Source organism: Thiospirochaeta perfilievii (assembly GCF_008329945.1).
Lineage (GTDB): Bacteria > Spirochaetota > Spirochaetia > DSM-2461 > DSM-2461 > Thiospirochaeta > Thiospirochaeta perfilievii.
In genome coordinates, this window is the sequence record NZ_CP035807.1 from 2,495,620 (window position 1) to 2,510,088 (window position 14,469).

The following is a 14,469-nucleotide window of genomic DNA, read 5'->3' on the forward strand; positions in this document are numbered from 1 at the left end:
TATTACTTTTAAAGTCAAATATTATTGCTAAAATTATTTCAATACGTTATATTTTAAGTGTGATCTATAATGTAGGAGAGTGTATGAAAAATTTAAATTTAATCTTTTTAATGTTAATAAGTTCCATTTTTGTCTATGGAAAAGGGAGTGAAGAACCCTTTCATAAAAGTGTTCCATATGTAGATATGGATAAATTCTCTGGAGATTGGTATGTTATTGCCCTAATACCCACTATCTTTGAAAAAGATGCAAGTAATGGTATAGAGAACTATTCAATAGATGATAAGGGTTTTATTAGGGTTAAATACACCTATAATAAAGGTGGAAAAGATAAAGTAATGTACCAGAAGGGTTGGATATACAATACTCAAACCAATGCCGAATGGAGGGTTAGACCTTTATGGCCATTAAAACTACCCTATTTTATATTAGAGTTAGATGATAATTACAGTTATACAGTTATAGGAACAAATAATTATGACTACCTATGGATTATGGCAAGAACTCCCCAAATAGATCATGAACTTTTAGATGATATAATTAATAGGGCTGTTGATCGTGGATATGACAGGGATAAAATTGTATTGATGAATCAAGATGGGGTTTAGTATGGATAACTTATCAATAAATGGATACCAGATTTATAATAGCTTTTTATCTGGTCTTAATCAGATAGAAGATGATCGGGATAGAATAAATGAGATAAATGTTTTTCCAGTTGCTGATGGAGATACAGGGAACAATCTTGTAAGGACTGTAAGCCTTATAGCCTATAGATTAGAGCCCCATAAATCTGCATCTACGGTTTTAGAGAGAATTGCATCACTCTCCCTAGATAGTGCTAGAGGGAATTCTGGTTTAATATTTTCCCAGTTTTTAAATGGTTTAGCTATTTTTACCAAGGGTAAGGAGTTTTTAACAATTCAGGAGTTTTCTAAAGCAGCTATAGGAGCTGCTAAAATGGCCTATGAAGCTGTAGAGAAACCTGTAGAGGGAACTATTTTAACTATTTTAAACATTTGGGCAAAAACCCTAGAAGAGATTAGTATAGAGGTAAAAAATATCGAGTATGTATTTGAAAAAGCTCTAGTCAATGCTAGAACCGCTTTAGAAAATACAAAAAATCAATTAGCGATTTTAAGAGAGAATAACGTCATTGACGCAGGAGCAATGGGTTTTGTCTCATTCCTTCAAGGCATTGACTACTTTCAGAAAAAGGGAAGTCTTCCTTCAAAACTCAAGCTAAGTTTAAGGAGATCTAAAAATATTAAAGGCTTTGATTTACCTCATACCCATAACTTAAAGGGTAAGAGTATTGATTATAGGTACTGTACCGAAGTTTTATTAGAGGGCAAAGAGATCGACAAGGATAGAGTTAAAAATAGACTATCCACCCTAGGTGACTCTATGGTAATTACAAAAGGTGTTGATAGGGTAAGAGTTCATATCCATACAAATTACCCAAATAGAGTTGTTGAAATAGTAAAAAATGAGGGAAGGTTATTAGAGCAAAAAGCTGAGGATATGTTTAGGCAAGAGCAGGTTGTAAATAGTAAGTTAGGAAGGATCGCGGTATTAACCGACTCTATTGCGGACATTCCTAGGGATCTCCTAGATAAATACCAGGTTCATTTAATGAACTTAAAACTTATATGGGGCAATGAAGAGTATTTAGACCGATTAACTATTACTTCTGATCAGTTTTATAAGGAACAAGTTATTCGTTCTGACTTTCCAGGGAGTTCTATACCATCAGAGAGTGAAGTAGATACCCTATATAGATATCTATTAGATAATTATGATGGAATAATTGTTCTTCCTGTAGGGAAACTTTTAAGTGGTACTTGGAATTTAATGAGTAAGGTTGCAGTTAAAATCAATCCAGAAGGGGATAAAATAAGTGTTATAAATACCTGCTTAAACTCTGTTGCCCAGGGATTGCTTGTTCAGGAGGTCGCAAAAAAGGCTGTTTTAGGTGCAAATCTTAATGAGTTGAAGGAGTTTGCAAACAGTATAAAAGGTAGAATTAAAATTTATGTTAGTGTAGATACTTTTAAATATATGGTTAAGGGTGGGAGAGTCTCCCCTTTAAAAGGGTTTATTGCTACTGTTCTAAACCTTAAACCAATAGTTTCCTTGGATGAAAATGGAAAAGGAGCTATAATGGGTAAGGCATTCTCTAGACGTGGTTTAATGAAAAAAATTATTAAAATAATTAAAGAGAAGGAGAGTGAAAAAGGTATTAAAAGTTATGCCTTAGTCCATGCAGATGACCTAGAGAGTGCTGAAACATTTTCTAGAGTTGTTAAAAATGTTTTAGGTATAGATCCGGATTATATCTCCTCTATATCTTCTATTGTAGGAATGCATTCAGGGAAGGGAGCTATAGCTCTTAGTATTCTTGAGAATGAATAGATGGAGCTTTTGTGGGAAAATCTGATATTAAGTGGGGAAGGGTAGATGATAAATCCCTTATTGTTAATTTAAATGAGAATAAGGATCTAGTTATAGATAAGGATGGTGGAACTGTAAATATAAAAATAGTAGAGAACTCTATAGAGATATATAACCACCGTTTTATTGTTCAAGAGAGTGATAGTCTCTATATAAAACCATCCTTTCCAAACCTTCCTGTAATTATAAGGTGTAAGAGTAATCTATCTATACTTCCTAAAAAAAAGTTGTCTGCATTTGTACAAGTACCCCTCTATCTTTCTATTTACAGTGGTAATAAAAATAGTAAAGATCTTTTATATGAGATGCCCCTTACAAAGTTATCTAAAAGTTATTTAGGGGATCCTGAGACAGGTGAAATATCCTACTCCCTAGAGAGTGATCTATTTTATAATTATACAGAATATAACGTAAACAACAGAAGTGTTTATTGCAAAATATCCATTACTAATAAAACATCTACAGTTATGAATTTTGAGAGAATGATTTTAAGAGTTCCTAATTTTAATATTTATGAGGGGGAAGGCATCTATTTTAGTAACCCCCAGGCAATAAACTATATTGGCCGGGATGTTAGTAACCAGATGACAATAAAAAAACTCCCTCCTAACACAGGTTTCCCCTTAAAATTAGTTGGAGAGGCCAGGGAGAGCATAGATAGTAGTTTATTAAGAAAGAGTTTCTATTTTATTAAAAACATATATAATACTTAATATGAATATAACAAAGTCTTTACAAAACATTGAGTTTTTTAAAAACCTTGACCTTCAGAAAATATTATTTGTAGTTATAACTTTTTTTGTAGGTCTATTTATACTTAAACTCTTTAAGCTAATAATTAATAAGTTTTTTATTAAACCTAAAAGCAAACAGTTTATAATGTTATTTAATAAGCTGAGTAACTATCTAGGATTCTCGATCCTCTTCTTAATTATATTAGGTCAAATAGGAATATCCCTTGCAACAATTCTAGGTGCTGCAGGTGTTTTTGGTATAGCTATAGGTATTGCATCCCAAAAGAGTCTTGGAAATATTATAAGTGGTTTTTTTATGATAACAGAGAAGAGCTTTGAAATTGGAGATGTTTTAAAAATTGGTGAAAACGTAGGAACTGTATATGCCGTAGAGCTTCTATCTATTATGCTTAAAACATTTGATAACAAGTTAATAAGAATACCTAATGAGACACTAATATCCAGTGAGATAACAAATATTACAAGGTTCCCAATAAGACGATTAGATTTAGAGATATCAGTCTCATATAATGAGGATTTAAAAGGTGTTTTATCCCTTTTAGAGGATATTGCAACAAAGGGTGAGTTATATTTAGATGAGCCAAAACCATATTTAGTAGTGAAAGGTTTCTCTGAATCCTCAATTGTAATTTTATTAGGAGTTTGGTTTCAAAAAGAGAACTTTCAAGTTGTAAAAAATGGATTAATGTTAGAGATAATAGAAAAATTTAGAGAGAATAATATTGAAATACCTTTTAATCAGTTAGTAATACACAATAAATAAAATTATAAGTATATAGGAATTAAATTGAAGCGAGTCTTGCTATTTTTGATTCTAGGACTAGGAGTTGTGAGTCTATTCCTAGAACTTCAAGTAACACTACCTATACAATATAGGTGGGTTACATCATCTATAGATATATTATTAGTAATATTTTTACTCTTTGAATTCTTATTAACCTATAAGAATAGTCCTATAAAGAAACATTTTTTAAAGAATAATAAATTCCTATTCGTTTTTGTTTTAGTTTATTTATTATTCTTTCTTTTAAATCGGTACTCTTTATACCTAAATTTAAACTCTTCATTTCGAGGTTATACATTTATATTAGTTGTAAGGAATATTCTGTTAATATTAAAGGTTTTTGGTAGAATTAAAAAATTGACTACCTTTTTAAACTCAATATTTTCTAAACCAGCACAGACGGTGGTTTTAAGTTTTGTATTAGTTGTCTACTGGTATAACATCTTCATTAACTATAATTGGGAAATTATCTATTATTATTTTGATGTTTTTTGGTCGTATAGGACCACTAACACTTTTAACAGCTTCATCTAGAAAAGCTAGAGTCTCTAGGATTTCTTACCCAGAAGCTAAAATTCTTGTAGGATAGGAGTATTAAATGGTAAAAACTTTTGCTGTAATCGGTTTAGGTTTATTTGGTAGAAAAGTATGTGAAGTTTTAATCGAAAAGGGTGGGGAGGTTATTGCTATAGATAACAGCCCTGACCAAGTAAATAAAGTTAAGGATTTTGTAACACAGGCTATACTTTTAGATACAACCGATGATGAGACTATTGATGATGCTCCCCTAGACCATGTAGATGCGGCTATAGTTGCTATAGGGGACAATATAGAGGCTAGTATCTTAACTACAACTCTACTTAAACAGATTGGGGTTCCTTATGTAATTGCTAGGGCTGTTAATAAAACCCACTACAGGGTATTAAAAAAACTAGGCGCCGATGAAGTTATAAATATTGAAGAGGATGAGGGGCGTAGTGTCGCTTTAAATTTAATAAACCCATCAGTATTAAAAAAAGTCATTTTATCAAAAAACGTAATACTATCGGAGATTAATCTTCCTAAAAACTTTATAGATCTTAAGGTTGGGGATTTAGATTTAAAGGACAAATTTAGTATTAGGATTATGGCAATTAGAAGAGTATTAACCAAACTTGATAGTGATGGTAACAGTATTAGGGAGGAGCTTTTCCTATATATAGAAGATGTTGATAAATTTTTAGATGGTGATATTCTTTTAGTTAGTGGAGCTACTACTGATATAGAAAAATTTAGTAGCAGTATCGAGGTATAGTTATGATTTTATTAAGTGGCAAAAAGTTTATATTTTCTACTCTGTTAATTCTACTCTCAACTACTATGTTACTTTTAGTTGTTCTATCTATTAAAGGATTCGACAATTTAAATTTCTCTATAGATAGTCAAAATATCCTCTTCTGGGGAATAATAGCCCTATTGGTTCAGGTGTTCTCTTTTATCTCCCTTTATCAATCCCACAAGAAGGTTATTTATAATATTAGACGTGTATCAACAATTGGCGAGCTTTCCCATCCTAAGGTTGATAAGATACTAAACGGCATGGGAAGTATTGGTCGAGAGATTGAGATCCTACTCCATAATCAAAATGAGATTGTTGAGTTAAGAGCAAACAGAATTATAGCGCTAAATAACTTAGTATCTAGATTGGCTTTTGGCTTTAAATCCCCAGTAATAATAACTGATGTAAGTGGTAAAATACTCTATTTTAGTAGCCATTTAAGGGAAAAAATTGAGGCTAATGCCTATAAAATCACAGATGTAATTATTGATCTCCCCCTAGAGTCTGCTATAAATCTAATGGAGGGAAATAAGAGTATATGGCAGGATGAAGCCTTTAAAGGAATAACAGCTAATCCAATATTTGGCAGAGATAACCTAGTATCCTTTTGTCTTTGGGAATTAGATTCAGAAATAAAAAAGATTAATAAGCCCCACGATATTATTAATAATAAAGGGAGCTTTAATAAATTCATTTCTAGGTTTAAAAAGAAGGAGTAGGTGGGAATAACTAGGTTTTCTCAAATAAATCCTTTGTTGCTCCACATACAGGGCAGACCCAATCGTCAGGTAGTTCATCAAATGGAACATCCTCATCATAAACGTATTTGCATAGTGAACACTCGTAAAGATCTCTGTTTTTTTCAACCTCAATATAGGTTGGAGCATTTTTAGGGGCAACAGCCTTTCTTACCTCATGGAAATACTTATATGTCATCTCATTTGAACTGTTACTTAATACATTACAATCTATAACCTCACCAATAAATATAGTATGGGTCCCAACCTCAAGACTCTCTACTAATTTACATTCAAAAGTTGCAATAGATTCATCTGTAAAAAGGGGTAGGGATAGTTTATCACCTTGGGTAAATTCATAACTTTTGAACTTATCTATATCCCTTCCTGAATTATAACCAAATGTTCCAATAAGATCCTGGGAGGACTCCTCTGTTAAAACTGATAAAGCAAACATCTTTGCATTAGAAATTTTATCATGGGTATAGTTATCCTTGTTACAACTAACCGCTATTCTTGGTGGAGCCGATGTAATTTGAAATGCTGTATTTATTATACACCCAAATGGTTTTCCATCTAATTGGGTTGTTAAAACATATATACCGTAACTGAGTCTGTGGAATGCTAGATTATTCATTTATATCTCCTTTATAAAATAATAATCTAACTTCCTATACAAAGAAAGAAATATAATTAAGTTAATAAAATTAGGGAAATAACTCCTGTAATTAGCCATAGGGAAATTCCTTGGATAAAACTCTTTAAACCAGCCTCTTTAATATTCTCCATAGATAGGCCAGATCCAATAAAAAATAGCGCAATTACCATACCTTTTTTACCTAACTGATTAAACTTTAGGAATAGGGAGTGTCCACTAGGAATAAAGTGACTTGTCATAATTGCTACTACGAATATTAAAATAAACCATGGGATCTGAATTTTCCCTGAATTTTTATTAAAAAGGGATATTACTAATGATAGGGGAATTATCCATAGGGCTCTAATAAGTTTTACAGTGGTTGCTACTTCTAAGGCCTTATCTCCATAGGATGCCCCAGCACCAACTACAGAGCTTGTATCGTGGATTGCTATAGCTGCCCAATTTCCAAATGTTATCTGATCTAGGTTAAAAAAATGTCCAATAACTGGGAATATAAAAAGAGCAATAGCGTTTAATACAAAAACAACAATTAAAGAGAATGATATTTGGTTATCTTCAGCGTTAATAACAGATGATACAGCGGCAATAGCACTACCTCCACATATTGCTGTCCCACTTGAAATTAATATGGATGTATTTTTATCTACTTTTAGTACTCTTCCTATCATAAGCCCCAATATCATTACTGATAAAACTGATATTGTAGTGTATATAAATCCCGATTTTGATGCAGATACTACCTGTTCAAGATTCATACCAAAACCCATTAGGACAATGGATATTTTTAATAGTTGACCCTTATATTTAGATAGGGATGATTTTATCCCAAATACTGAGGCTAAAATTCCTAAAAAGAGAGCTAGGGAGCTATTTATTAAGGGTGTAAAACATAATATTAGTATCAATGCTGTTATTATCTTATTTCTATTTAGTTTCATGTAATCTCCTTGGATTACAATATAGTATAATTATAATTAATAGAAATGATAAATAGTTATTAGCAATAACTAAAAGTTATAGTGTCTAATAAAATCAATTAACCTTTTTATAGTAGGAGGTAGGTGTCCTTTTCTGTATCCAATTCTTATGCTTCTTTTTATTTTTAATCCATCAATATCAATTTTTACTAATTCACCTCTATTTAGTTCATAAGTTACAGCTTTGTTAGATATTAGTGCTAATCCGTTAAAGTTTTTAAGAAATCTCTTTATCCCCTCGGATGAACCTATGGTGTGTTGAATATTAAACTTATCCTGGATCTCATTGTTTATTACTTCTAGGGTCCCAGATCCTGACTCTCTAGTAATTATTGGAATCGTCTTTATCTCATTTTTTGAAATCGACCTCTGTTTCGAGTATAGAGTTCCCCTTCCACAAACTGCAATTATCTCATCCTCTAAATAGTTTAAATATGTAATCCCTGAAGATGATGATGAGTTCTCTACTAGTATTAGATCTATTACATTATTTAATAGTTTTTTTTCAATATCTAAGGAGTTACCAGAGAGCATGTTAAGCCTAACGCCCTTATTTCCCATAGCGTAATCTGCTAATATTCCTGGGATAATATAGTTGGATACTGTAGTACTACAACCAATATTTATTTCAGACTTGGTTGTTTCTCCTACAGGAGTTAAGTTGTTATATAACTCTCTGTAATCTCTTTTTATTTTGTTTAGATGAAAGTAGGTTGTCTTTCCCTCTTCTGTTAGAGTTATGTTGGGACCATTTCTATTAAAGAGTTTACAGCCTAGACTCTCTTCCAACTCTTTAATATGTTTAGTTACAGCTGGTTGGGAAATATATAACTCTTTTGAAGCCTTTGTAAAACTTCTAAACTCTGCAACTGATAAAAAAACTAAGTCTCTAAAATCCATGATAAATCCTAAATAAAAAAACTCCCTGCATTTGCTTGAAAAAGTTTCCAGTGGAAATTAGTAGCAGGATTAAAATAACTAGTATAACATAAAGTAATGATTGAAGAAGAGATGAAGTCTGTAAAAGGAGTAAAACATATAAGAAATGTACTTCTTGTTTGCAGTCTTAGCTTAATATATTATACCTTATCAAATTTAATTATAGGTGATATTATAACTGGTTTTATATGTTGTCTTAGCCTAATTCTTGTATCTATTGATACTAGATATATAATAAAGAGAAACCGTATATATCATAAATTAATTTTATCTGTATTTGGATATATATCCCTCTGTCTTTTGTTGATGTTTATTAGGGATGATGCTAATAAGATTGGTAGGATGTGGGCTCTTTTAATTCCACTATTTGTTTTTTATACTCAAACTGTAAAAAAAAGTATAATAATTTTATCACTATATTTAACAGCGCTTTTAATTAAAACTATTATTGATATTAATCTTGATATAGTTTTTGTAAGACTAAACATTGAACAGTTAACAGTATTTATTATTATATCAATATCTACTTGGGTCTACGCAATGGCTGTTAACCGATTTAGAGAGAGTCTAAACTATCAGTTATACTATAATAAGTTTGTCAAATTACCAAATAGAGTCTCTATGTTAAGGGATATAAAAGAGTCAAATATTTATGGATTAATACTTATTAATATGGATGGGTTTAAAAAAATAAATAGCCTATATGGAACAGATATTGGAGATAAATTAATTTATAAAATAAGTAGAAGGATACATTCTCTGTGTTTAAATTTAGAAAACTATAAGTTGTATAAATTACATGCGGATGAGTTCTGTTTATTAATCAATAAAGATATATCCCAAAACTTTGTTGTTGATTTTTCCCATGGGTTAATTAATAAAATTAATAATAAAATTGATATTGATCAATTAGAGATATATCCAACTTTTAGCATCGGTATAAGCCATGGATTCAACGTATCATTAGAGAATGCAGACATGGCTCTAAAGCAGGCTAAGGAGTTAAATAAAGATGTAGTCCTATATAGTGATGTTAACCCCTTAGTTAATAGTTATATATATAATCAGACTGCTGCAATTAAAATTAAGAAGGGTGTAGAAAACAGTGCAATATTTCCAGAGTTCCAACCTATAATATCCTTAAAGGATGACTCAATATATAAATACGAGGCTTTAGTAAGATTAAAAAACAGGGGTTCAATCTGTTATCCAAATGAGTTCTTAGGAATATCCAAGGAGATAAAGCAGTATAAAAATATTACATTTTTAATGATAGAGGCTACATTTGAATACTTTAAAGATAAAAAAAGTAACTTTTCTATTAATTTAGATAATGATGACTTAACAGATATAGAGACTACAGATTACATAATATTTATGCTTAAAAAATATAACATCGCCCAGTTTGTGACCTTTGAAATTTTAGAGACAAAAGAAGTGGAGGATATGTCGATTGTTGTTAATTTTATCAATGTGGTCAAATCCTATGGCTGTAAAATCGCCATAGACGATTTTGGATCAGGTTACTCAAACTTTGCTTATCTTTTGGAACTTAAGGCAGACTATTTAAAAATTGATGCATCTCTAATAAAGAGTCTAGATAGTGATAAAAAGTCCTACATAATAACAAAGGGTATCATCTCTTTGGCAAAAGATATGGGTATTAAGACTATAGCAGAATATGTCCACAACAATGAAATATCTAATATTGTTAAAGAACTAGGAGTGGATTTTGCTCAAGGATTTCTTTACGGAAAACCAAAACCATATATTTTGTAGATTCTTACTAAAAGAAGTATTTAATACTTGCTTTTTTCTCAGTTAGTATAAAAAATGTCTTAGGAGAAAAGAAGTGAGTGTAACTGTAAGATTATTATATATTTGGGGTTTAATTGTAATTAGTTCATTTTTTTCTATGGCGGAGATCTCCCTTGCTGGAGCAAGGAAGATTAAACTACAGTTGATGGCAGAAAGTGGTGATAAAAAAGCTAGAAAAGTTTTAGATCTACAGGATAGTCCTGGGAATTTTTTTACATCAGTGCAAATTGGAATGAATATTGTAGCCCTTCTTGCAGGTATTATTGGGGACGGCATCTTCTCTCCATACCTTAAAAATTATATAGATAATGAGACGATTATATTTTTAATCTCATTTATCTTTGTAACTGGTGTTTTTATTGAGTTTGCAGATTTAATTCCTAAAAGAATTGCCATGATATATCCTGAGAAAGTTGCTCTTCTACTTGTTAACAAGATGGTTTTTGTTAACAAAGTTTTATACCCTGTAATTCTAATTTTTAACAGTTTAGCAAATTTGGTTTTTAAAATCTTTAAACTATCCTACTCTAGGGAAGATAATATAACATACGATGATATAATCGCTATTGTAAATGCAGGTGCCCAAGCTGGAACTGTAAAGACCCAGGAGCAGTCATTTATACAAAATGTTTTTGAGTTAGAGGAGAGATGGGTCTCCTCAGCTATGACTACAAGGGATGAAATAGTATATTTTAAATTAACTGATAGTGAAGAGGATATAAAGGAAAAAATTGAAAAAGATCCCCACTCAAGGTTTCTTGTATGTGAAGATAGTATAGATTCTATCTATGGTTATGTTGATTCTAAATTTCTATTATCAAAGTTTTTAAAGGGAGAGTTTTCTAACCTCAAAAACCTTAAAGAGATTACTAACAGAAGTCTTTTAATAATTCCAAATACCCTCTCCCTGTCTGAAATGCTTGATAGGTTTAATGCTACAATGGAAAATTTCGCTGTAATATTAAATGAATATGGCCATGTTGTTGGACTAATAACCCTTCAGGATGTGATCTCAACACTTATGGGTGATCTTGATCCGTTAAACCAGGAAGAGTATATAATTAAAAGGGATAATAACTCCTGGTTAATCGATGGATTAACTCCTATTGAAGATGTAAAAAAAGCACTAAATATCGACAATTTTACAGAGGAAGATACCTATGAAACTATAGCGGGTTTTATGTTTTATATGTTAAAAAATATACCTAAAAAGGGCGCTTCTGTAGAGTATCTAAACTACAGTTTTGAAGTAGTAGATGTAGATAACTTTAAAATTGACCAACTTTTAGTTATTAAAAAGGACCACCTGATAGTTTAGTCAGAAACTCCCTAAGTGGTATCCCCTTACTAAATAACCATCCCTGACCAGTAGTGCATCCACGTCTCTTTAAATAGTTAAACTGTTCCTCTGTCTCAATCCCTTCTGCTATAACTTCTAAATGCATAGATTGAGCTAGGGAAATAATAGTATCTACTACAGGATAATTAACACTCTTATCCCCTGTATTTATTAGTTCTACAAAACTTTTATCAATTTTTAAGTTGTTAACATGTAGATTATGTAGATAACTTAAGCTTGAATACCCAGTACCAAAATCATCGATTGCAATTTTAAACCCCATATTGTGAAAGGTTTTTAAAGAGTTTTGTATAGAGGGGTCTTGGTCTGCCTGTATACTCTCAGTAACTTCAAACTCTATTTGTTTAGGGTTTATATTATATTTTCTAACCATTTTGTTTATATATGGGATTGTATTTGGGTCTTTTAAATCTAAAACAGATAAATTTATAGCAAAGCTTATAGGAATTTTATATTTATTTAGTTCAACAATATTATTATGTATATTATCAAATGTAGTTTCTATAACCCACCTTGTTATTCTTTTTATTTTACCTCCTTCTTCTGCTATTGGAATAAATTCTTCAGGAGACACAAGCCCTAGATCAGTATGTCTCCATCTTAAAAGAACTTCTGCTCCTATGCATTTCCTATCACTCATTCTTATTTTAGGCTGATAAACTAAACTAAAATCCTTATCAAAATTACTAGTTATTAATGCATCATTTAATGAGAATCGGTACTGTTCTTTTTGCATTTTATGTTCATCAAAGTAGATTATGTCTCCATGGTTTTTATTTTTAGAAACAAGCAGAGTTATAACATTTTTTATTATACTGTCAGAGCTTAATCCATCATTTGGATATCTTGATAAGGCTAAAATAAATTGTACAGATCTAGATATTCCCTCCACTTCGTAATTTAATTCTAGTTTTTTATGCAGATCCTTAGTTTTTTCCTCAAGTTCCAAAATGTCTGAAGCTGGAAATACTCCCATAAAAATAGACTCATTCCATCGAGCCAAAAGTTTAAATTGTTCAAATTTTAATCTTTTTACAATCTCTAAGAGTATTTTATCCCCCATATAGAGACCTAGGTTTGCATATATACGTTCAAGGTTTATTATTCGTATTCCAACCAGTACACATTGATCTACTCCTAAATTACAGTGGTTTATTATGTCATTGAATGTCTCTTTAAACTTTTGTGAGTTAGGAAGTCCTGTTTTACTATCATTGAAAGCCAAATTACTTAGATGTTTTATTAGTATATTTATAGTAATACTGCCTAGTATCCCAAAAACTGTTCCTAGAATAAGTACAATTGAAAATCTACTTCTTAACGTAGGATTGAAGAAAATTGATTCAGGTGTAAAACTACCAAATTTCAATCTTAGTGTCATCGCAATTAAGTAATATATTGGAAGAATTACTCCTGTTGTGTAGTCTAAGATTAGGAAAAAAATACTAAATGCGGCGATAAAATATAGGGAAGATAGACCAAATCTTCCACCACCACTTACTATCACTCCTGTTATCAGTATTATTATTATTATGGCTAGGATTCTTTGGGAATATATAATATTCCTAGTTTTAAAAAAATGATTAAAGCTACAATATCTAAAACTAAACTAAAGGATGCCAAAAAAATTAACATCCATGCCTTATCAGGGATTAATATTATAAATATTTCAACTGGAACTATTATTATTAATAATAAAGATATTATGTAAAAACTTAGAAGTTGTAGTTTTTCTAATAAGTGAACCCTATTCTCCCTAAACGGGATAAATAATAATTTTTCTATCATACTTAAATTATTGAATATAGAATATAAATATGCAATTTAAATAAAGATCGAAGGATTTTTAGGAATATTACAAAGTGAATTTAATCGTTTTGCAACACTCTTTATATATTCGTTTTCAAATACCCTGGCATTTGAGGGACAAGTTTTTACACATGCTGCACACTTAATACACAACTGTGCCTCGGTTATCAAAGGGTTGTTTTTATCAATAGCATTTGTAGGACATAGATCAACACACTTCATACATAAAGAACATCTATCTTTATAAGTAATAGGGCTAAAAGCTGCTGCTTGTTTTCTCTCTTTATATGGTCTATTCCCATCTACCGAAATGTTATTTTTTATATCACCACTATTAATAAGACTTTTAATTTTTTCCCCATATTCAAAAGCTAATTCAAGATCTTTTTCATTAGGTCTATCTGCTGCTATAGGGTAAATAGAGTCGGAGAAGGAGTGTTCTCCAATGAATGCAGCAGCAGATATAACATTAAAACCCTTATCTGTGGCTAAATCCCTTAGTTCTAATAAGGCATCATCAAATTCTCGATTCCCGTATACAACTACCACGACAGCTAAAGAGTTTGATCCTTTTAAGTCTGATATTCTTTCTATTACAACTTCTGGAATCCTTCCTGCATAAACTGGGGCTCCAATAATAACTAAGTCAGACTCTTTAAAATTATAATTATTCTTATATAGGGTAATATCTGTCTCAAACTGTTGGCTAAACCCTATACCATTTCCAATTTTATTTACAATTTTTTTTGTCGTTTCTGTTGGTGAAAAAAAAATTTGGTTTATTGTATTCATTATATAAAACTCCACAAATGTGCTTATGCACATTACATCTATTTTAACTTAATTACTAAGTTGAT

The 14,469-nt window shown here is 30.9% G+C and carries 14 protein-coding genes; 8 read left to right on the forward strand and 6 right to left on the reverse strand.

Going from position 1 to position 14,469, the window contains the following annotated elements; translation table 11 throughout:
* The first annotated feature begins 83 nt into the window (after nt 1–83).
* From EW093_RS11420 to EW093_RS11445, 6 genes are all read left to right on the forward strand, one after another.
* On the forward strand, nt 84–608 hold the full coding sequence (locus EW093_RS11420) for a lipocalin family protein (protein WP_149568534.1): 525 nt from the start codon (nt 84–86) through the stop codon (nt 606–608).
* A 1-nt stretch (nt 609) separates the two neighbouring features.
* The gene (locus EW093_RS11425) at nt 610–2,415 is read left to right on the forward strand and encodes a DegV family protein (protein WP_187759687.1); all 1,806 of its coding nucleotides are present in this window, start codon (nt 610–612) and stop codon (nt 2,413–2,415) included.
* A gap of 11 nt (nt 2,416–2,426) precedes the next feature.
* On the forward strand, nt 2,427–3,167 hold the full coding sequence (locus EW093_RS11430) for a DUF432 domain-containing protein (RefSeq protein WP_187759688.1): 741 nt from the start codon (nt 2,427–2,429) through the stop codon (nt 3,165–3,167).
* 1 nt (nt 3,168) lies between these two features.
* Complete coding sequence (locus EW093_RS11435) at nt 3,169–3,972, forward strand: mechanosensitive ion channel family protein (RefSeq protein WP_149568537.1); 804 nt, start codon at nt 3,169–3,171, stop codon at nt 3,970–3,972.
* Between the two features lie 619 nt (nt 3,973–4,591).
* Nucleotides 4,592–5,287: a potassium channel family protein gene (locus tag EW093_RS11440; RefSeq protein ID WP_149568538.1), complete on the forward strand. Its 696-nt coding sequence runs from the start codon at nt 4,592–4,594 to the stop codon at nt 5,285–5,287.
* Between the two features lie 2 nt (nt 5,288–5,289).
* Nucleotides 5,290–6,030, forward strand: a complete 741-nt coding sequence (locus EW093_RS11445; RefSeq protein ID WP_149568539.1) for a hypothetical protein — start codon at nt 5,290–5,292, stop codon at nt 6,028–6,030.
* Nucleotides 6,031–6,040: 10 nt separating this feature from the next.
* On the opposite strand, the gene EW093_RS11450 is transcribed toward EW093_RS11445, so the two are convergent.
* From EW093_RS11450 to EW093_RS11460, 3 genes are all read right to left on the reverse strand, one after another.
* Nucleotides 6,041–6,685 (reverse strand): flavin reductase, encoded by a 645-nt coding sequence (locus EW093_RS11450; RefSeq protein ID WP_149568540.1) that lies wholly within the window; start codon nt 6,683–6,685, stop codon nt 6,041–6,043.
* A 56-nt stretch (nt 6,686–6,741) separates the two neighbouring features.
* Nucleotides 6,742–7,647, reverse strand: a complete 906-nt coding sequence (locus EW093_RS11455) for a YeiH family protein (RefSeq protein ID WP_149568541.1) — start codon at nt 7,645–7,647, stop codon at nt 6,742–6,744.
* 69 nt (nt 7,648–7,716) lie between these two features.
* Nucleotides 7,717–8,586, reverse strand: a complete 870-nt coding sequence (locus tag EW093_RS11460; RefSeq protein ID WP_149568542.1) for a LysR family transcriptional regulator — start codon at nt 8,584–8,586, stop codon at nt 7,717–7,719.
* Between the two features lie 96 nt (nt 8,587–8,682).
* Between EW093_RS11460 and EW093_RS11465 the strand changes: the two genes are divergently transcribed.
* Together EW093_RS11465 and paeA are read left to right on the forward strand one after the other, a co-directional pair.
* A complete protein-coding gene (locus EW093_RS11465; protein ID WP_149568543.1) occupies nt 8,683–10,404 on the forward strand; it encodes an EAL domain-containing protein in 1,722 nt (573 codons plus the stop codon).
* A gap of 73 nt (nt 10,405–10,477) precedes the next feature.
* Nucleotides 10,478–11,761: a polyamine export protein PaeA gene (gene paeA / locus EW093_RS11470; RefSeq protein WP_149568544.1), complete on the forward strand. Its 1,284-nt coding sequence runs from the start codon at nt 10,478–10,480 to the stop codon at nt 11,759–11,761.
* Here paeA and EW093_RS11475 read toward each other — a convergent pair.
* From EW093_RS11475 to EW093_RS11485, 3 genes are read right to left on the reverse strand one after another with little or no spacing between them, the layout of a single operon-like run.
* Nucleotides 11,736–13,310, reverse strand: coding sequence for a putative bifunctional diguanylate cyclase/phosphodiesterase (locus EW093_RS11475; RefSeq protein ID WP_149568545.1), 1,575 nt, complete (start codon nt 13,308–13,310; stop codon nt 11,736–11,738). The genes paeA and EW093_RS11475 overlap by 26 nt on opposite strands.
* A 29-nt stretch (nt 13,311–13,339) precedes the next feature.
* Nucleotides 13,340–13,591, reverse strand: a complete 252-nt coding sequence (locus EW093_RS11480) for a hypothetical protein (protein WP_149568546.1) — start codon at nt 13,589–13,591, stop codon at nt 13,340–13,342.
* Between the two features lie 36 nt (nt 13,592–13,627).
* Nucleotides 13,628–14,404, reverse strand: a complete 777-nt coding sequence (locus EW093_RS11485; protein WP_187759689.1) for an EFR1 family ferrodoxin — start codon at nt 14,402–14,404, stop codon at nt 13,628–13,630.
* Nucleotides 14,405–14,469: the final 65 nt, after the last annotated feature.

Bases quoted from the DNA above. Each gene is read 5' to 3' on its own strand.
- EW093_RS11465 (WP_149568543.1), top strand. From the start codon at position 8,683: ATGATTGAAGAAGAGATGAAGTCTGTAAAAGGAGTAAAACATATAAGA.
- EW093_RS11440 (WP_149568538.1), top strand. From the start codon at position 4,592: ATGGTAAAAACTTTTGCTGTAATCGGTTTAGGTTTATTTGGTAGAAAA.
- EW093_RS11420 (WP_149568534.1), top strand. From the start codon at position 84: ATGAAAAATTTAAATTTAATCTTTTTAATGTTAATAAGTTCCATTTTT.
- EW093_RS11435 (WP_149568537.1), top strand. From the start codon at position 3,169: ATGAATATAACAAAGTCTTTACAAAACATTGAGTTTTTTAAAAACCTT.
- EW093_RS11455 (WP_149568541.1), bottom strand. From the start codon at position 7,647: ATGAAACTAAATAGAAATAAGATAATAACAGCATTGATACTAATATTA.
- EW093_RS11445 (WP_149568539.1), top strand. From the start codon at position 5,290: ATGATTTTATTAAGTGGCAAAAAGTTTATATTTTCTACTCTGTTAATT.
- EW093_RS11485 (WP_187759689.1), bottom strand. From the start codon at position 14,404: ATGAATACAATAAACCAAATTTTTTTTTCACCAACAGAAACGACAAAA.
- EW093_RS11460 (WP_149568542.1), bottom strand. From the start codon at position 8,586: ATGGATTTTAGAGACTTAGTTTTTTTATCAGTTGCAGAGTTTAGAAGT.
- EW093_RS11425 (WP_187759687.1), top strand. From the start codon at position 610: ATGGATAACTTATCAATAAATGGATACCAGATTTATAATAGCTTTTTA.
- EW093_RS11450 (WP_149568540.1), bottom strand. From the start codon at position 6,685: ATGAATAATCTAGCATTCCACAGACTCAGTTACGGTATATATGTTTTA.
- EW093_RS11480 (WP_149568546.1), bottom strand. From the start codon at position 13,591: ATGATAGAAAAATTATTATTTATCCCGTTTAGGGAGAATAGGGTTCAC.